The organism is Sphingomonas sp. LY29 (genome assembly GCF_035593985.1).
Lineage (GTDB): Bacteria > Pseudomonadota > Alphaproteobacteria > Sphingomonadales > Sphingomonadaceae > Sphingomicrobium.
This window is the reverse complement of sequence record NZ_CP141587.1, coordinates 853,382-871,555: the sequence shown is the minus strand read 5'-3', so window position 1 is coordinate 871,555 and position 18,174 is coordinate 853,382. Positions and strand designations below refer to the sequence as shown.

16 protein-coding genes are annotated in these 18,174 nt (G+C 64.0%); 6 read left to right on the top strand and 10 right to left on the bottom strand.

All coding sequences use genetic code 11. The features are described 5' to 3' along the window. Nucleotides 1–26: 26 nt before the first annotated feature. From SH584_RS04415 to SH584_RS04380, 8 genes are read right to left on the bottom strand one after another with little or no spacing between them, the layout of a single operon-like run. Nucleotides 27–803, bottom strand: coding sequence for an enoyl-CoA hydratase (locus tag SH584_RS04415; protein ID WP_324808863.1), 777 nt, complete (start codon nucleotides 801–803; stop codon nucleotides 27–29). Beyond that, nucleotides 800–1,882, bottom strand: a complete 1,083-nt coding sequence (locus SH584_RS04410) for an enoyl-CoA hydratase/isomerase family protein (protein WP_324808862.1) — start codon at nucleotides 1,880–1,882, stop codon at nucleotides 800–802. The genes SH584_RS04415 and SH584_RS04410 overlap by 4 nt, the downstream gene beginning before the upstream one ends. 13 nt (nucleotides 1,883–1,895) lie before the next feature. Further along, entirely contained in the window at nucleotides 1,896–3,581 is a 1,686-nt protein-coding gene (locus SH584_RS04405; RefSeq protein WP_324808860.1) for a PHA/PHB synthase family protein, read from the bottom strand. Then, nucleotides 3,578–4,720: an acyl-CoA dehydrogenase family protein gene (locus tag SH584_RS04400; protein WP_324808858.1), complete on the bottom strand. Its 1,143-nt coding sequence runs from the start codon at nucleotides 4,718–4,720 to the stop codon at nucleotides 3,578–3,580. The genes SH584_RS04405 and SH584_RS04400 overlap by 4 nt, the downstream gene beginning before the upstream one ends. A gap of 27 nt (nucleotides 4,721–4,747) precedes the next feature. Next, entirely contained in the window at nucleotides 4,748–5,353 is a 606-nt protein-coding gene (gene gstA, locus SH584_RS04395; protein ID WP_324808856.1) for a glutathione transferase GstA, read from the bottom strand. A gap of 11 nt (nucleotides 5,354–5,364) precedes the next feature. Beyond that, nucleotides 5,365–5,880, bottom strand: coding sequence for a hypothetical protein (locus SH584_RS04390; protein ID WP_324808854.1), 516 nt, complete (start codon nucleotides 5,878–5,880; stop codon nucleotides 5,365–5,367). Next, entirely contained in the window at nucleotides 5,867–6,265 is a 399-nt protein-coding gene (locus SH584_RS04385; protein WP_324808852.1) for a RidA family protein, read from the bottom strand. Before SH584_RS04385 ends, SH584_RS04390 begins: the two co-directional genes overlap by 14 nt. A 1-nt stretch (nucleotide 6,266) precedes the next feature. Then, nucleotides 6,267–7,766, bottom strand: a complete 1,500-nt coding sequence (locus SH584_RS04380; RefSeq protein ID WP_324808851.1) for a CoA-acylating methylmalonate-semialdehyde dehydrogenase — start codon at nucleotides 7,764–7,766, stop codon at nucleotides 6,267–6,269. Nucleotides 7,767–7,857: 91 nt separating this feature from the next. Here SH584_RS04380 and SH584_RS04375 point away from each other — a divergent pair, with 91 nt between their 5' ends. The 5 genes from SH584_RS04375 to SH584_RS04355 all read left to right on the top strand — a co-directional run bounded on the left by SH584_RS04375 (nucleotide 7,858) and on the right by SH584_RS04355 (nucleotide 14,696). After that, the gene (locus SH584_RS04375; RefSeq protein WP_324808849.1) at nucleotides 7,858–9,279 is read left to right on the top strand and encodes a M28 family peptidase; all 1,422 of its coding nucleotides are present in this window, start codon (nucleotides 7,858–7,860) and stop codon (nucleotides 9,277–9,279) included. Between the two features lie 121 nt (nucleotides 9,280–9,400). Next, on the top strand, nucleotides 9,401–10,483 hold the full coding sequence (locus SH584_RS04370; RefSeq protein WP_324808847.1) for a S8 family serine peptidase: 1,083 nt from the start codon (nucleotides 9,401–9,403) through the stop codon (nucleotides 10,481–10,483). A gap of 82 nt (nucleotides 10,484–10,565) precedes the next feature. Then, a complete protein-coding gene (locus tag SH584_RS04365) occupies nucleotides 10,566–12,842 on the top strand; it encodes a ribonuclease R family protein (protein WP_324808845.1) in 2,277 nt (758 codons plus the stop codon). Further along, nucleotides 12,842–14,062: an ArnT family glycosyltransferase gene (locus SH584_RS04360; protein WP_324808843.1), complete on the top strand. Its 1,221-nt coding sequence runs from the start codon at nucleotides 12,842–12,844 to the stop codon at nucleotides 14,060–14,062. The genes SH584_RS04365 and SH584_RS04360 overlap by 1 nt, the downstream gene beginning before the upstream one ends. 34 nt (nucleotides 14,063–14,096) lie before the next feature. Then, the gene (locus tag SH584_RS04355) at nucleotides 14,097–14,696 is read left to right on the top strand and encodes an NADPH-dependent FMN reductase (protein ID WP_324808841.1); all 600 of its coding nucleotides are present in this window, start codon (nucleotides 14,097–14,099) and stop codon (nucleotides 14,694–14,696) included. Here the strand turns inward: SH584_RS04355 and kynU are convergent, their stop codons facing one another. Continuing rightward, on the bottom strand, nucleotides 14,697–15,920 hold the full coding sequence (kynU, locus tag SH584_RS04350; RefSeq protein WP_324808839.1) for a kynureninase: 1,224 nt from the start codon (nucleotides 15,918–15,920) through the stop codon (nucleotides 14,697–14,699). Continuing rightward, nucleotides 15,917–16,471, bottom strand: a complete 555-nt coding sequence (dcd, locus tag SH584_RS04345) for a dCTP deaminase (protein WP_322842591.1) — start codon at nucleotides 16,469–16,471, stop codon at nucleotides 15,917–15,919. Before dcd ends, kynU begins: the two co-directional genes overlap by 4 nt. Nucleotides 16,472–16,620: 149 nt before the next feature. On the opposite strand from dcd, the gene SH584_RS04340 reads away from it, so the two are divergent. Continuing rightward, complete coding sequence (locus SH584_RS04340) at nucleotides 16,621–18,138, top strand: replicative DNA helicase (RefSeq protein WP_322842590.1); 1,518 nt, start codon at nucleotides 16,621–16,623, stop codon at nucleotides 18,136–18,138. The last annotated feature ends 36 nt before the right edge of the window (nucleotides 18,139–18,174 follow it).

Below are 18,174 nucleotides of genomic sequence, written 5' to 3'. Positions count from 1 at the left end.
TTCCCCGGCCTCGGCCGGAGCGCAACTTACTTACCCGTCCAGTTCCCCGGACGCTTTTCAACGAAGGCGGCCATGCCTTCCTTCTGGTCCTGAGTACCGAACAGCCCGTGGAACAGGCGGCGCTCGAAGCCGATGCCCTGCGCCAGGCCCATCTCGAACGTAGCGTTGACCATTTCCTTGGTCGCGATCGCGGCGAGGGGAGCCATGCCGGCAATCGTCTGTGCGGTCTTGAGTGCCTCGTCGAGCAGGTCGGCCGCCGGGACGACCTTGGCGACCAGGCCCGAACGCTCGGCTTCTTCGGCACCCATCATCCGGCCGGTCAGGCACATCTCCATCGCCTTGGCCTTGCCGACTGCGAGCGTCAGGCGTTGCGACCCGCCCATGCCCGGCGTGACGCCAAGCTTGATTTCGGGCTGGCCAAACATGGCGCTGTCCGCGGCGATGATGAAGTCGGCCATCATTGCGACTTCGCAGCCGCCGCCGAGCGCGAAGCCCGACACGGCCGCGATCCACGGCTTGCGGGTCGCGGTGACGCGCTCCCACCCGGCGAAGAAGTTCGACGAATACATGTCGGCAAAGCCCTGCGCCTGCATCTCCTTGATGTCGGCACCCGCAGCGAACGCCTTGTCGCTACCTGTCAGGACCAGGCAGCGCTGCGACGCGTCAGCGTCGTAGGCGGTGAAGGCCTCGATCAATTCCTTGAGGACGGTCGAGTTGAGCGCGTTGAGCGCCTGCGGACGGTTGAGCGTGACGAGCGTGACTGCCTCGCGCTGCTCGACCAGGATCGTTTCGTACTCGCTCATCTTTGCTCCTCGGCGTCGAACGGGGTCCATTCCTCCGCCGCAGGAAGCGGCTCGAAAAAGGCGTCGACCTCCGCATCGCTGATCTCGGTCGGGTCGCTCGCCGACCAGCGCGGCGCATTGTCCTTGTCGATCAGCAGCGCACGCACGCCCTCGCGAAAGTCGGGATGCCGGATTAGGCGGACCATGATCCCATATTCCATCCGCATCTCGTCGACGAAGTGAAGTTGGTACGGACTTTCGACCAGCAGCTTCAGGCTGACCTTGCACGCCATCGGCGATTTTTTTCGGATAGTGTTGGCCTCGGTCGCGGCCCACTCGTCACCTTCGGCGGCGCCGGCGTCGAGCGCGGCAAGGATATCCTCCAACCGGTCCGACGCGAAGTAGCGGTCGATCTTGGCCAGGTTCGCGGCGATGCGCGCTTCGGGGACATTCTCTTCGGACAATTCGTCGAGGATGGCGGTGACGCGGAACGGCTGTGCCATGATCCGCTCCTTCGCCTCTTCTAGGCGATCGGACGGGAGATAATGCGTCGCCAGCCGCAGCTTGAGGCATTCCGCGCCGTCGAGACGCGCACCGGTGAGCGCGAGGAATTGGGCGAGCCGACCGCGAAGTCGCGACAGGTAACGACCGCCGCCGACATCGGGAAAGATGCCGATGGTGGTCTCGGGCATGGCGAGCAAGGTGCGCTCGGTGGCGACGCGGTAGCGGCACGGGCAGGCGACGCCGACCCCGCCGCCCATCGTCACGCCGTCCATGAAAGCGACCCCCGACTTGGGATAGGTGTATTCGAGGTGGTTGAGCCGATATTCGTCGAAGAAGAAGGCGCGCGCCGCAGCCTCATGCCCTTCGACGTTCTGCGAGATATCGACCACGTCGCCGCCGGCGCAAAAGCCGCGGCCATCGGCATGGTCGATCAGGATGATCCGCACATCGGGATCGTCGCGCCATTCGTTGAGAGCGGCCGCCATGTCGCGCACCATCGAGCGGTTCAGGCTGTGCAGCGCGCGCGGCCGATTGAGGCGGAGGCGTCCGGCAAAGCCTTCCTTGGCCGCAATAACGTCGGTCGAAATATCGGTCATCACATTCACTTTGTCAGTCTGCCTTGGCGTAGCGGCCGGGGGCCGGTTCAATCCCGTCGGAGATAGTGCGGGCAGGCACGGCGGACTTCGATCCGCGTGCGTTGAGCCATTCGGTCCACCAAGGCCACCAGCTGCCTTCGTGGCGCAGCGCACCCTCCAGCCATTCCTCGGCCGTCGGCGGATAGTCGTCGTCGGTCCAGAAGCCGTGCTTGTTGGCGGCAGGCGGGTTGATGACGCCGGCGTTGTGGCCCGACCCGCCGAGCATGAAGTCGGCGTTGAGGTGCCGCGCGCCGCGATAGACCGCTTCCCACGCCGATACGTGATCATCCTTCAGCGCAATGACGAGCATCGGGGTCTTGATCGCGGCGAGGTCGATCGCCTTGCCGCGAACTTCGAAACCGGCGGGCTCGCGCAACCGGTTGTCGAGCAACAGGTCGCGATTGTAGCTCTTGAGGAAGGCCGCCGGAATTCGCGCCCCATCCTCGAACCAGTAGAGCAGGTCGGAGGCGGGGGCGGGCTTGTCGAGCAAGTAATGATTGATGACGCTCGACCAGATCAAGTCATTGGCGCGCATCGCCGCGAACAGACGCTGGAGTTCCAGGCTGTCGATAAAGCCCTGCCCCTCAAGATGATCCTCGAGCGCGGCTAGATGACCTTCGTGCACGAAGGCCGACCAGTCGCGCATGTCGGCGAAATCGACGAGGCTGCCGATCAGCGTTGCCGAGTTCACCTGGTCGTCGCGCTTGTCGGCGGCAAGGTAAGCCAGTGCAATCGCGACCAACGTCCCGCCCAGGCAGAAGCTGAACAAGTCGGGCGCGGTACTGGCGCGCTTGCCGACCTGCTCGATCGCCTTGACGACTCCGTCGACGACATAGTCTTCGACGCCCTTGTCCTTGAGCTCGGGTCCGGGATTGACCCAGCTGACGACGAAGACGGTGCGGCCTTCATCGACCAGCCACTTAACCATCGACTGACGCGGCACGAGGTCGATCATGTAGTAGCGGTTGACCAGGGGCGGCACGTAGAGCAGCGGTTCGGCGGCGACCTTCTCGGTCGTGGGCGTGTACTGGAGCAGCTGGAACAGCTCGTTTTCAAACACGACCTCGCCCGGAGTGGCGGCGATGGTCTTACCCTTCTCGAATGCATTCGGGTCGGATCGACGCTGGACGATGCCCTTGCCGCTCGACACGTCCTCGAGCAGGTGCGCAAAGCCGTGAACGAGGTTGGCGCCGCCGGTTTCCTGGATGCGCTTGACCACGTCGGGATTGGTAAAGGCGTAGTTCGCCGGGCTGACCGCGTTTAGATATTGGTCAAGCAGGAAGCGCGCCATCGCTTGGTTGGAGCCGGTGCTGCCCGCCGCGCCGACTGCGTCGCGAAGTTGCTTCGACGCGAGCAGATAAGCGTCGCGGAGCGAGCGATAATAGACGTCGTCCTGCCACTCGGGCGAATGGAAGCGGCGGTCGCGCGGCTTGTCGCCCGCCTTTCCGGACATGGCATCGAGCCAGAACCCGCTCCACTGACGCGCCGCTTCGACCTGAACCTGCATCAGGTCCTGCGGGCGCATCGCCATGCTCATCGCAACGTCGCTGGTCGCCTGGGCGATCGCAAAGGGATCGAACGGCAGCGACGCCTTGCCCGACGCAATCGCCTGCGCGGCCTTGGTCAAGCGCTGCTGCATCTTCGCGAAGGCATTGGTCACTGGCGCGTCAGCTCCCGCCCGACGATCATTCGCATGACCTGGTTGGTGCCTTCCAGGATCGAGTGGACACGAAGGTCACGCCAGAAGCGCTCGATCGGATAATCCTGAAGGTAACCGTAGCCGCCGTGAAGCTGCAGCGCGCGATCGACGATCGAACTACCGCTGTCGGTGGCAAGACGCTTGGCCATCGCCGCAAACTTGGTCTTGTCGGGGGCGTTTGCGGTGACCTTTGCCGCCGCGACGTAGAGCAGCATCCGCGCCGCCTGCAGGTCGGTTTCCATGTCGGCGAGCGTGAACTGTGTGTTCTGGAAATCGGCGATCGCCTTGCCGAACTGGTGGCGATCCTTGGTGTAGGCCACCGCCTCGTCGAGGCAGCGCTGGGCACCGCCGAGCGAGCAGGCGCCAATGTTGAGCCGTCCGCCGTCGAGGCCCATCATCGCGATGCGGAAGCCTTCGCCTTCGCCGCCGACGCGGTTGGCGGCGGGGACCCGCACCTCGTCGAAATTGACCTGCGCGGTCGGCTGACTGTGCCAGCCAAGCTTCTTTTCCTGCGCGCCGAAGCTGACGCCCTTCATGTCCTTGTCGATCACCAGGCAACTGATGCCCTTGGGCCCGTCCTCGCCAGTACGGACCATGGTGACATAGACTTCATTCTCGCCGCCGCCCGAAATGAACGCCTTGGAGCCGCTGACGATATAATCGTCGCCATCCTTGACCGCACGGGTCTTGAGCGCGGCAGCGTCGGAGCCCGAGGATGGCTCAGTCAGGCAATAGCTGCCCATCCGCTCCATGCTGATCATCGACGGCAGATACTTTGACTTCACCTCGGCCGAACCGAACCGGTCGATCATCCACGCGGCCATGTTGTGGATCGAAATGAACGCGCTGGTCGACGGGCAGCCATAGGCCATCGCTTCCATGATCAGCGCGGATTCGAGCCGGCCAAGGCCGATCCCGCCGCTTTCCTCACTGACGTAAATTGCGCCGAAGCCGAGTTCGGCAGCGGAGCGGATCGTGTCGCGCGGGAAGATGTGCTTTTCGTCCCACTCCGCGGCGAAAGGAGTGATCGCGTCGGCGGTGAACTTCTGCGCCATCTCCTGGATCTGGCGCTGGTCGTCGGTCAGGTCGAATTGGGTCATGGACACGGCCCCTAGCACCGGGCTCGGCTACCCCGCCAGCCCTTCCGCGCGAAGCACGGTCTGGACGCTTTCGCGCTGCGCGATGCGTTCGCGCAAAGCGGAAAGATTGGGCCAGCGCGACAAATCGATGCCGTGCATCCCGGTCCAGCCGAGCATTGCGAACAGGTAAGGATCGGCTACGCTCAAGCGGTCGCCCATCAGATAGTCGCGGCCCATCAGGCTGCGCTCGATGAAGTCGAATTTCTTGCCGACCAAGTCGCGCGCCGCCTGTCTGGCATCGTCGCTTGAGGTCGGGTTCCACAGGGGCCCAAAGCTCTTGTGAACGTCGCTGCCCAGATAGGATAGCCATTCGATCACGCGATATCGCTCGACGCCGTCGGCCGGCAGCAGCCCGCTCTCGGGCGCCAAGTCGCCCAGATACTGCAGAACCGCACCATTTTCGGTCAGCACTTCGCCGCCGCCGATGTCGAGCGCCGGGACAGCGCCCTTGGGATTGATGATAAAGTAATCGCTCCCATCCGCCGTCTGCTTCGCGCGAATGTCCGTCTTCTCGGACGTGTGGGGGATCTCCGCTTCGTGAAGGACGATGTGCGCGGCTTGGCTGCAGGCGCCGGGGGAATAATAAAGCTTCATCGTTCGATCCTTCAGGCGCAGCGGGTGTAATCGTAGCTGCCTTCGTCATCGGCGCGCTTCAGCTTGTCGCCGGTTCGTGTCAGCGTGACGGTCTTCTCCCAGGTCATGCCTTCCCCGGTGAAGCCGAACAGGCCCGAGAAGCTGGTGGCAATCGCGGGACGCTGCTCTTTCAGGGTGGCGCGCGATTCGTAGAATTTTATCGATGAGCCGTCGATTGCGATCAGGCCCTTCGCCGCAGAGGGATCGCCGGTACAATCGAGCGGCACCATCCCCCACCGTCCGCGATACTGCGCTGGAATGGCAGCCCCGGTCGCGGGTTCGGCGGCATTGTCAGTGACGGTGCCCGGAATGTCGGCACCATTGTCGGCCTCGATCGGCGCACCGCTCATATCGCTGGGCGGCAAAGCCTCCGTCCCATTCTCGACGTCGTTCGCGGAATCGATCGCGATATTATTGTCATCGGCCTGCTGACAGGCGGCGAGCGCAAGCGCGAGGAGCGCGGCGGCGGCAAGATTAGACTGTCTCATCCCCAACCAACGCCTCTGCCTCAATTTCGATGCGCCATTCGGGACGAAGCAGTGCCGCAACCACGACCATCGTCGCGGCAGGCCGAACGTCGCCGAATAGCTCTCCATGCACGGCGCCGACGGCTTCGGCGTCGTCGGGATCGACGATGTACATGCGAGTCCGAACGACGTCGCTCAGCGTGCCGCCAAGATCGTCGATCGCCTGCCCGATGATGGCGAAGCAGCGCCGGGCCTGCGTCGCCGCGTCACCTGCCATGGACGATCCGTCTGCCTCGACCGGAGCAGTGCCCGACACGACAATCCGGTTCCCCATCCGGACAGCGCGCGAAAAGCCGAACGCTGCTTCGAACGGGGAGGTGCCGGAGGTTCGTCGTCGAGCGATCATGCTACCCCATCGTCGGGATGACGAAGGCGTTAGCGAGTTCGCCGACGCCGCCGTCGGGCCAGCGCTGCGTGATCGTCTTGACCTTGGTCCAGAACTTCACGCCTTCCATGCCGTGCTGATTGGTGTCGCCGAAGCCCGAGCGCTTCCAGCCGCCGAAGGTGTGATAGGCGACCGGCACCGGGATCGGGACGTTGATGCCGACCATGCCGACGTTGACCCGCGCCGCGAATTCGCGTGCGGCATGGCCGTTGCGGGTGAAGATCGCGACGCCGTTGCCGTAGGGATGCTCGCTCGGCAGGCGCACGGCCTCCTCAAAGGTGTCGGCGCGGACCATCTGCAGCACCGGACCGAAGATTTCCTCCTGGTAGCTCTGGAAGTGCGGCTTGACGTGATCGAACAGGGTCGGGCCGACGAAGAAGCCTTTCTCATGCCCTTGAAGCGTGAAGCCGCGTCCATCGACGACGAGCTCGCCGCCTTCGTCGGCGCACATCTGAATGTAATTCTCGACCTTGCGCTTGTGCGCTTCATTCACGACCGGGCCGTAATGCGCGTCAGGATCGGTCGAGATACCGACCTGAAGCTTCTCGATCGCCGGCACCAGTTTCTCGCGCAGGCGCGCGGCGGTCTCGTCGCCGACGGGGACGACCACCGGCAAGGCCATGCAGCGCTCGCCGGCAGATCCGAAGGCCGCACCGGCGAGATCGTTGACGACCTGGTCGAGGTCCGCGTCGGGCATGACGATGCCATGGTTTTTCGCGCCGCCGAACGCCTGCACTCGCTTCCCGTTGGCGGTGCCGCGGCTGTAGATATATTGCGCGATGTCCGACGATCCGACGAAGCTGACCGCCTTGATGTCGTCATGGTCGAGGATCGCATCGACCATTTCCTTGTCGCCGTGGACGACGTTGAGGATTCCGTCGGGAAGGCCCGCTTCCTTCATCAGTTCGGCCAGGCGCACCGGTACCGAGGGATCGCGCTCCGACGGCTTCAGGATGAAGGCGTTCCCGGTGGCGATGGCGACGCCGAACATCCACATCGGGATCATCGCTGGGAAGTTGAACGGGGTGATGCCCGCGCCGATCCCGAGCGGCTGGCGCATCGAATAGACGTCGATGCCGGGTCCGGCGCCCTGGGTATATTCGCCCTTCAACGCGTGCGGGATCCCGCAGCAGAATTCGATGACCTCGAGCCCGCGCTGGATGTCGCCCTTGGCGTCGGCGATGACCTTGCCATGCTCGCTCGACAGCGTCTCGGCGAGTTCGTCCATGTGCGCTTCGACCAGCGCCTTGAAATTGAACATGACACGGGCGCGGCGCTGCGGATTGGTCGCGGCCCAGCTCGGCTGCGCGGCGCGGGCGGCGTCCATCGCCTTTTCCAGCGTCGCGGCGGTGCCAAGGCCGACGGTCGCCTGCACTTCGCCTTGGCTCGGGTTCCACACGTCGCTCGACCGCGCGGAGTCGGCGACGCTGCTGCCGTTGATGAAATGCTCGATGCTACGCATGGGGATATCCTCGACACCTGATGTTTGATTTGGCCGTGCCCTAGCCAAGCGCGTTTCCGAATGCCAGCGTGCGAGGCCAAGGAGATGATGCATGCGTAATATTCCGCTTACCCTGCTGATGCTGTCGGTATCGGGCACCGCGCTGGCGCAAGCCGCCCCACAGGACCGGCGGCTGGTCGAGATCAGCGGCAAGGTCGATCAGGCGCGGCTGAAGCGCGACATCGAAAAGATGGTGAGCTTCGGAACGCGGCACACCTTGTCGTCGCAGAGCGACCCCAAGCGAGGCATCGGCGCGTCGGTTCGCTGGGCCGAGGCGGAGATGAAACGACTCGGCCTCACCACGCTCCAGACGTGCGACACCGTCACCGGACGGCGAGTCCCGACCCCGACCAAGGTGTGCAACGCGGTCGCGATCCAGCGCGGGACCGAGCGGCCGAACGACGTCGTCATCATCACTGGGCACATCGACAGTCGGGTCACCGACGTCATGGACTTCACCAAGGACGCGCCAGGTGCGAACGACGACGGATCGGGCACCGCGGCAACGCTGGAAGCGGCGCGGGTGCTGTCGAAGCACAAATTCGCGGGCACGATCGTCTATGCCGCTTTATCGGGGGAAGAGCAGGGGCTGCTGGGCGGCAAGATCCTGGCCGACTACGCCAAGGCGCAGGGCTGGAACGTGATCGCCAACCTGAACAACGACATCATCGGCAACAGTTGCGGGTCCGACAAGGTCTGCAACGACAAGACCGTGCGGGTCTTTTCCGAAGGGCCGCGCTGGCAGGGGCGTGAGGGATTGGCCGCGGCACAACGGAGCCTGGGCGGCGAGAACGACAGCCCGTCGCGCAACATTTCGCGCTACCTCGACACCCTTGCCGAGCGCCTGCCACAGATCGGGCTCGACGTGATGCAGGTGTGGCGGAACGACCGCTTCGGCCGTGGCGGCGATCATACCGAATTTCTCAACGCCGGATTTCCGGCGGTGCGCTTCTCGGTCGCGGTCGAGGATTACGATCACCAGCACCAGGATTTGCGCACCGAAAACGGTACCAAGTTCGGCGACACGATCGACGAGATGGATTTTCCGTATCTCGCCAAGGTTACCCGGCTCAACGTCGCCGCCCTGGCCGCGCTGGCGAGCGCCCCGCCGCCGACCGAGCCAAAGGTCGAGGGAGCGGTCAGTACCGATACGACCATCACCTTTCCACGCGTTGTCGGTGCCGCGCGATATGTCGTCCGGTGGCGGCGAACGGACTCGAATCTCTGGCAACAGAATCTGGTCGTCGATGGGCGGAGCGTCCCAATCGGGAATGGTTGTTTCCCACCGCCGATCGTGACTGCCGGCGCGTCGGAAACCGATTTGATCTGCGACGTCGTCCTGAAAGGCGTTCGCGTCGACGACTGGGTCTTTGGCGTCTCGTCCGTGAGCAAAAACGGCTATGAAAGTCCCGTCGCCTCCGCGGTTCCGGGTGGCGCGTTCAAGCCTTGGGTAGCGCCTCCGGCAGCGCAGTAAACGTCATGGTAATTCAACAGGATATTGCCGATTGACAAGCTGAATTTCGAGGCTGACTTTAATGTGTTCCAAAAGGGAAACAGGGGGGTTGAACATGCGATTGATTGCTTCCGCGTTGTTGGTGTCGACGGCTGTCTTCGGCGCCAGTGCCGCCAGCGCCGCTCCGCGCTTCATTGCCAACGAATATGTCTGCGCATTCTCGCCGTCGGTCGCGCGCGGCAACGTCCGTGCCGAGGCCAGCAAGGCCGTCGGCAATTCCGGCGGCGCGCTGATCCATGTCTACGGCAACACGATCAAGGGTTTCGCGGTCAAGATGCCGACGGAGAACGCCTCCAGTCACGTCGCGCAGCTTCGCCGCAACAATGCGAACGTCGCAGGGTGCGAGCGCAACCAGATCATGGAAGTCAGCTATCAGGGCAAGCCCGGTGGTGGCGGGACGACCACGGGTCAGGTGACCGATTGGGGCGTCACCGACGTCGGTGGTCCGGGCGTGCCCGTTTCCGGGCGTACTGCCTGGGTGATCGATACCGGTGTCGACCTGACCCATCCCGACCTCAACGTCGATGTCGGCCGCAGCCGCAGCTTCATCCGCGACACCTCGCCCGATGACGGCAACGGTCACGGAAGCCACGTCGCCGGCACCATCGCCGCGCGCAACAATTCGGTCGGCGTCGTCGGCGTTGCGCCGGGTGCACCGGTCGTCGCGATCCGCGTCCTCGATCGTCGAGGCAGCGGCTCCAACGCCGACGTCATCGCCGGTGTCGACTATGTCGGTGCCAACGGCGCATCGGGCGATGTCGCGAACATGAGCCTTGGCGGCGGCGTTTCGACGCTGCTCGACAATGCCGTGGTCGCGGCCGCCGCGACGGGCGTGAAGTTCGTCCTCGCCGCCGGCAACGAGAGCGACGATGCCAACAACCACAGCCCGGCACGCGCCAACGGGACGAATGTCTACACCGTCTCGGCCTATGCCAAAGGCAAGGTGTGGGCGTCATTCTCCAACTACGGCAATCCGCCCGTCGATTGGGCGGAACCGGGCGCGAGCATCAAGTCGACCTACAAGGATGGCGGTTATGCCACCCTGTCGGGAACGTCGATGGCTGCCCCGCATCTCGCGGGTATCCTGATGACCGGGGCCGTCCGCGACGGCGGCGCCGTGTCGGGCGATCCCGACGGCAACCCGGATCGCATCGGCATCCGCTAATCGATCTTGCGACGAAGCAGTCTATTCGCCATGCGCGGGTAGACTGCTTCGCATCGCGAACAATGGGCGCTAGGGTCGCGACATGCCTCGCAAATCCGCGCCGGGTCTTCCGACCCCCAAGCAAATCCTCGAATTCATCGAACAGTCGGGCCAGCCTGCCGGCAAGCGCGAGATCGCGCGGGCATTCGGCCTGCACGGGCATGACAAGGTCATGCTCAAGGCTCTGCTCAAGGACATGGCCGACGAAGGGCTGATCGACTCCGCCCCGGGACGCGCCTTCCACAAGTCGGGCGGCATTCCCCGCGTGACCGTCCTTCGCGTCGTGTCCGTGGACGACGGGCAGGTCCTCGCCATCCCCGAAAGTTGGCACGCCGACACGCCCGCACCGCGACTGCGCGTAATCGAGCGCAGCCGGCGATCCGCTCTGACGCTCAACGACCGCATCCTTGCCCGGACGGAGGAAGCCGGGAACGGGCACGTCGCCCACGTTATGAAGAAGCTCGAAAAGTCGGCGGACCTCGTGCTCGGCGTTGTGCGCAAGGAGGGCGACCGTCACTTCCTTACCCCGGTCGACAAGCGCGAGCGGCGCGAACTGATGATCGCCGACTTGAAGGACGCACAACCGGGCGACCTGGTGCTGGCCGAGCCGTCGGGCCGACCACCAAGGGTGACCGCGCGGATCGACGCGATCCTGGGCGATCCATTCGCGCCGCGCAGTTTTTCGATGATCGCGATCCACAAGCACGGGCTGCGCGACGAATTTCGGCCCGAGGCGATCGAGGAAGCGACCCGCGCCGCAGGCCTCCTGATTGGTGACGACCGCGAGGATTTGACGCATCTGCCGATCGTCGCGATCGATCCCGAGGATGCGCGCGATCATGACGACGCGATCTGGGCGGCCGCGCGCGAGGACGGCGACGGGTGGGATGCGATCGTCGCGATCGCCGATGTCAGCTTCTATGTTCGCCCCGGCAGCGAGCTCGACCGCGAGGCGCGCGCGCGGGGCAACAGCATCTACTTTCCAGACCGGGTCATCCCGATGCTTCCCCACGAGCTTTCATCCGGCATTTGCTCGCTCAAGGAAGGCGAGGTCCGTGCGGCATTGGTGTGCCACCTCCATGTCGGGAAGGACGGCGGCCTGAAGGCGTGGCGCTTTGTCCGGGCGAAAATCATCGTCGCCTCGAATATCGCCTACGAAGACGCGCAGGCCGCCTACGATGCCGCGATCGAGGACAAGGTCGACGTCGCCTCGTCGCCGTGCTCGATGCCTGCGCCCGACGGACCGGTCGATGCCGAACTGGTGGAGACGGCGCTGAAGCCCCTCTGGGCGTGCTGGCGCGCCCTTCTCTCGGCGCGCGAGAAGCGCGAGCCGCTCGACCTCGATCTTCCGGAGCGACGAGTGGTGCTCGATGAGAAGGGACGCATTCTCTCGGTCGCGCCCCGCGAGCGGCTCGATGCCCACCGGCTCGTCGAAGATTACATGATCGCCGCGAACGTCGCCGCAGCGAAGGCGCTGGAGCGCAAGAAAGCGCCCGTGATGTATCGCATCCACGAGGCGCCGGGCCGCGAGAAACTGGTCGCGCTCAAGGAATATCTGGCGACGTTCGACATCGAATTCGCGCTTGGTCAGGTGATCAAGCCGGGCACTTTCAATCGCGTCCTGGAGCGGATCGGTCCCGAACATGACGCGCGGCCGCAGATCATGGAGCAGGTCCTGCGGACGCAAATGCAGGCGCGCTACGGTCCGGAGCCGCTCGGTCACTTCGGCCTGTCGCTCGGCAGCTACGCCCACTTCACTTCGCCCATCCGTCGCTACGCCGACCTCTTGGTCCACCGAGCACTGGTGACGTCCTACCGGTTGGGCGAGGGCGGGCTCCCGCCGTCCGATGCCGAAGACTTTTCACGCATCGGCGAGCAGATTTCGATGCTCGAACGGCGCGCGATGGAGGCCGAGCGCGACACCGTCGATCGCTACGTTGCCGCTTTCCTCGCCGACCGTGTTGGCCAGATCCTGCGTTGCCGCATCACCGGCGTCCAACCGTTCGGGTTCTTTGCGACCGTGACCGACTTGGGTGGAGATGGCCTCGTGCCCGCAGCGATCCTTGGCAACGAATATTTCCGCTACGATGAGGCCGCACGGGCGTTGGTGGGCGTCGACAGCGGCGAAACCTTCCGCGTCGGTCAGCACATCGACTTGAGGCTGGCGGACGCCAATCCTGCGAGCGGCGCGCTTCGCTTTGAGCTTCCTGAAGGCAAGTTTGCCGCGCCGCCTCGCTCGTCTCCGCGAAAGGATCGCGTCCGCGTTTCGCCCAGGCGCGGCCGCCCCGCCAACATCCGTCATCAGGGCAAGCGCCGTTAGTGAAGATGTGGGGGCGGACTTCAATCCTCGTCCTGGCGCTCGGCATTGCGCTGGCGATGCGGTTGGTGACGCTCTGGCTTGTTTCGGGGACGGAGCCTGTCGGCGATGCCGAGAATTACTTGCGAATGGCGCACTCGATCATTGCTGGAGACGGTCTAGCAGTTCGCGGGTCTACTGATCCGATCGTTTTGCCGACGGCGTCGTTTCCCCCGGCGTTGCCCTTATTGCTGGCCGCAGTCGGGTCGATCGTTCCCCTAACAGCGCTGACGCTGACCGCCTTAAATTCCGTCATCGATCTCTGCGCCGCGGTATTGCTCGGCCGGTTGGTGACGCAATGGGGGCGGCCAGATCTGTCGGTCCTCGTTGGCGCCTTCTACCTTCTATGGCCATCGATCGCGCTCATGGCGCCATTCGCCTACAAGGAGGGGCTGGTGATCGCCCTGATGTTGGCCACGATCGTTGCGTTTCAAACGGGGGCGAAGGCCAACCAATGGAAGTGGTCTATTATTGCGGGAGCGTGCGCTGGTCTGACCATCCTCGCGCAACCCGCTATCGCACCGTTCTTCGTTCTCGCTTTTCTAGTCCTTCTCCCAACGTTTCAGTCGAAGACACATTGGCTACGAGCGAGTGTCATGGCGGCCGTGGTAGCGGGACTGACCATGTCCCCATGGTGGTTGCGCAATGCACTGGTTTTCGATCGCTTCATCCCAATTACGACCAGCAGCGGTTTGGCGCTGTGGGTGGGTGCGCTCCCAGGCGGAGGGATGAAATGGCAGATGCCGCCTGCGGCTTTCTACGTGGGCGGTGAATTGGCGGGGGCCAAGGAAGCGAGCGATGCGGCGTGGCGGATCATTCGGTCCGATCCAGTTGGATACGTCGTTCGCTGCTTGGCCAAATTGCCGAAAAGCCTGATCCTCTCGAACTGGGCTGTGGACCAGATTGTCTTCGCTCCGGGGCAGCATCGCATGTCTCATCCCTCCTTGCTCCGCGCGACCCCGACTTACGCCGAAGTGGTCGCTTTCATTTGCGCTGCCGTTGCCATGATCCGGTTTCCTCGATCGACGAACACGCGCATGATTCTGGCGGGCGTCGCGCATATCCTGCTGTTCTGCATCTGGTTCGAATTTAGCCAACGGCACCGACTGTTCCTGACGCCGTTTCTCCTGATTGCGTGCGTGACGCTGCTCGTGGGAACGAAGCGAACGGTCGAAGGGGCCTAGGGAACATCGCCGCCGTTCGTCGCTTCGTCATCCCATGACCAAAACAACCATCGGCTTCATCTGCGGCTCGCTCCGCAAGGACAGTTTCCACGAACGGCTCGGCCGCGCGATCGCGGAGGCGGGGACGGACCGCTTCGATCTGAAAGCGATCTCGATCGGCGACCTCCCCCTCTACAACCAGGACATCGAAGGCGCGGATACGCCCGTCGCGTGGAAGCGCTTCCGCGAAGAGGTTCGCCCGGTCGACGGCATCCTGTTCGGAACTCCCGAATATAATCGATCGATGACCGGCGCGTTGAAGAACGCGCTCGACGTGGGGTCGCGCCCGTACGGCAAGAGCGTCTTCTCAAAGAAGCCCGCAGCCATTTTTTCCGCGTCGCCGGGAATGACCGGTGGCTTCGGCTCCAATCACCACCTCCGCCAAAGCTGCGTTTTCCTTGACATGCCCGTGATGCAGCAGCCCGAGGCCTATTGGGGCATGGTGAGTGACGAGAAGCTGGCCACCGACGGCACGATCAACGATGAGATGCTGGGCAAGTTGGTGAAGGCTTTCGCATCGTCGCTTGCCGATTGGGTCGACCTGATCCGGCATGGGCGATCGAAGCTGGCCGGCGATCCGTCGACGCAGGGCTAATCAAATGACGGCGGCGCGAACCTCGTAGGCGGGGTCGCGCCAGCTTTCCTGAGCGATCACCTCGCCAAGGATCGCGGCCGCGCGCCATGCATCTTCGAAGCCGTTATAAAGCGGCGCGAAGCCGAAGCGAATCAAGTCGGGCATGCGAACGTCGCCGATGACTCCGCGAGCGATCAGCGCCTGCATGACGGCATAGGCGTTTGGATGGCGGAGCGAGACATGGCTCCCGCGATCCTCAGCCCGTCGCGGTGAAGCGAGCGCCAGCGACGGTGCTTCCTCACTGACCCGATCGATGAAATAGTCGGTCAGCGCGGCGGCTTTGTCCTCGACGATCGACATGCCCACATCGCCAAAGCTATCGATCCCTTGCTCCAATGCCGTCATCGCGACGATCGATGGCGTCCCGGCAAGGAAACGGTCGATGCCCGCGACCGGCTGATAGTCGGCGTCGAATGCGAAGGGGGAGGCGTGCCCCATCCAGCCGCGGATCGGCGACGACATTTCGGCCTGATGGCGATCGGCGACGAACAGGAACGCCGGCGCGCCGGGACCCCCGTTCAGATATTTGTACCCGCACCCGACCGCGAGATCTGCCCCCGATCCGTTGAGATCAAGCGCCAATGCGCCCGCACTGTGCGACAGGTCCCACAGGCTAAGCGCACCGGTCGATGTCGCTGCGGCGCTGAGCGCTGCCATGTCGTGCCGCGCGCCGCTCCGATAATCGACGTGGGTCAGCATCAGGACCGCAACGTCATCGTCGAGCGCGCCTTCGAGGTCGTCTCGCTCGACAGCCTTAACGTGCGCCTCGGGAATTAGGCCGGCAACGCCCTCGGCGATATACAGATCGGTGGGAAAGTTACCTGCTTCGGTGAGGATCGTCCGCCGTCCCGGTCGGGCCGAAAGAACGGCGCCGAGCAGCTTAAATAGATTTACCGACGTCGAATCGCAGACGGCGATCTCGGTAGGTGCCGCGCCGATCAGGGGGGCGAGCTTGGCGCTCAGCCGGCGAGGCGCCTCGATCCAGCGGTGGCGGTTCCAGCTGGTGATGAGGTGCTCGCCCCACTGTCGCTCGACCAGGTCCGCGACCGCAGGCGCGGTTGAGCGGGGAAGCGCGCCAAGACTGTTGCCGTCGAGGTAGATGATGCCGTCGGGAAGCGCGAAGCGATCGCGGCAGTGGCGCAGCGGATCGGCGGCGTCGCGCGCCTTCGCCTCGTCGAGGGTCACAACTTCGGCAGCGTAACGCCGCGCTGGCCCATATATTTGCCCGCGCGGTCCTTGTAGCTGGTCTCGCAGCGCTCGTTGCCCTTGAGGAACAGGAACTGACATGCGCCTTCGTTGGCGTAGATCTTGGCGGGCAGGGGGGTGGTGTTCGAGAATTCGAGCGTGACATGCCCCTCCCAGCCGGGCTCAAGCGGAGTCACGTTGACGATGATTCCACACCGGGCATAGGTCGACTTGCCGAGGCAGATGACCAGCACATCCTCGGGCACACGGAAATATTCAACCGTCCGGGCCAGTGCGAAACTGTTGGGCGGGATGATGCAGCAGTCGGTCTTCCGATCGACAAAGCTGTTGGCGGCAAAGTCCTTCGGATCGACCACTGCCGAATCGACGTTGGTGAAAATCTTGAACTCGTCGGCGACGCGGGCGTCGTAGCCGTAGGAGGAAAGGCCGTAGCTGATGCAGCCGTCGCGGCGCTGCGCCTCGACGAACGGCTCGATCATGCCGTGGGTCGTGGCCTGCTCGCGAATCCAGCGGTCGGAAAGAATGCTCATGGCAATGGCGTAGCGGGCGCCTCGCGCGCCATCAATCGCTGTTGCCGAATTGCCAAACGCCGACCCCATCCGGACTTTTCCACAGGCTCCTCCACCGAAATCGGCGGGGTCCGTATTCATCGTCGGCGGTAACATGCTAAGGTCCCGCCATGGCCGAAATTATCCGACTTAACGAGGGCGCCGAGGCGCCCGCGATCCAGACCCTGCCGCAGAACGTCGACGCCGAGGCGGCACTGCTCGGCGCGCTGATGATCGACAATCGACTGGTCGAGGATGTCCAGATCCGGCTGAAAGCGCACCATTTCTTCGAGCCGCTGCACGGCCGCATCTATGACGCGATTCTGCGGATGACCGACAAGAATATGGTCGCCAACCCGGTCACGCTGAAGCCGATCCTGGAGAGCGACGAGGGCATCAAGCAGGTCGGCGGCGTCGGTTATCTCGCCCAACTGACCGGGTCGGGCGCAGCGGTGATCGGTGCCCGCGACTTTGCCGCGCAGATTTACGACCTAGCGCTGCTCCGCGCGCTGGTCGGAGTCGGCCGCGACATGGTCGAAGGCGCGCTCGATACCTCCGAAGAGGTTGCGCCGCTGGCGCAGATCGAACGCGCCGAGAGCGAGCTTTATCGTGTCGCCGAAGAGGGCGGCAACGAGGGCAAGGTCAAGAGCTTCGGAGAGGCGAGCCAGCTTGCCATCAAGCAGGCCGAAAAGGCGCTCAACACTGGCGGCAACCTGTCGGGCCTGACGACGGGTCTCGACGGGATCAACGCGAAGATCGGCGGTCTTCACAAGAGCGATCTCACCATCCTCGCCGGCCGGCCGGGCATGGGCAAGACGTCGTTGGCGACCAACATCGCCTTCGCGGCGGCGCAGCGGTATATCCGCGACCAGGAAGACGGCATCGACATGACCAAGACCGCCGGCGCGCCGGTGGCTTTTTTCAGCCTGGAAATGTCGGCCGATCAGCTGGCCACCCGTATCCTTGCCGAGCAGTCGGGGATCAGCTCCGAAAACCTGCGCATGGGCAAGATCAGCCAGCAGGAATTCCGCAGTCTCGCTCGTGCGGCGGCGGAGCTCAGCACCCTGCCGCTTTACATCGACGACACGCCCGGCCTGACGATCGCGTCGCTTCGGGCGCGTGCGCGCCGCCTCAAGCGACAGAAAAACATCGGCATGGTGATGGTCGATTACCTTCAGCTGCTGTCGGGATCGGGCAAGGGATCGTCGGGGGACAATCGCGTCCAGGAAATTTCGGAGATCAGCCGCGGGCTCAAGCAGCTTGCCAAGGAACTAGACCTACCGGTGATGGCGCTGTCGCAGCTCAGCCGTGCGGTCGAGCAGCGGGAGGACAAGAAGCCGATGCTTTCCGATCTTCGTGAATCGGGCTCGATCGAGCAGGACGCCGACATCGTGCTGTTCGTGTATCGCGAGGATTATTACGTCGCAGCCAAGGAGCCGAAGCGGCCGATGGACGGCGACGACGGCAAGGTGTGGGAAGCGCACGAGCAGTGGCAGCGCGACATGGAGCGCGTCTACGGGATGGCCGAACTGATCGTCGCCAAGCAACGCCACGGCGCCACCGGCAAGGTCCGCATGCGTTTCGACGCGCGCATCACCAAGTTCAGCGATCCGATCGACGAAGGCTACATGCCGGAGATGCGCAGCTAGGCATCGGCCGAAACCTCTCTGGGCCTTTCTCGTTTT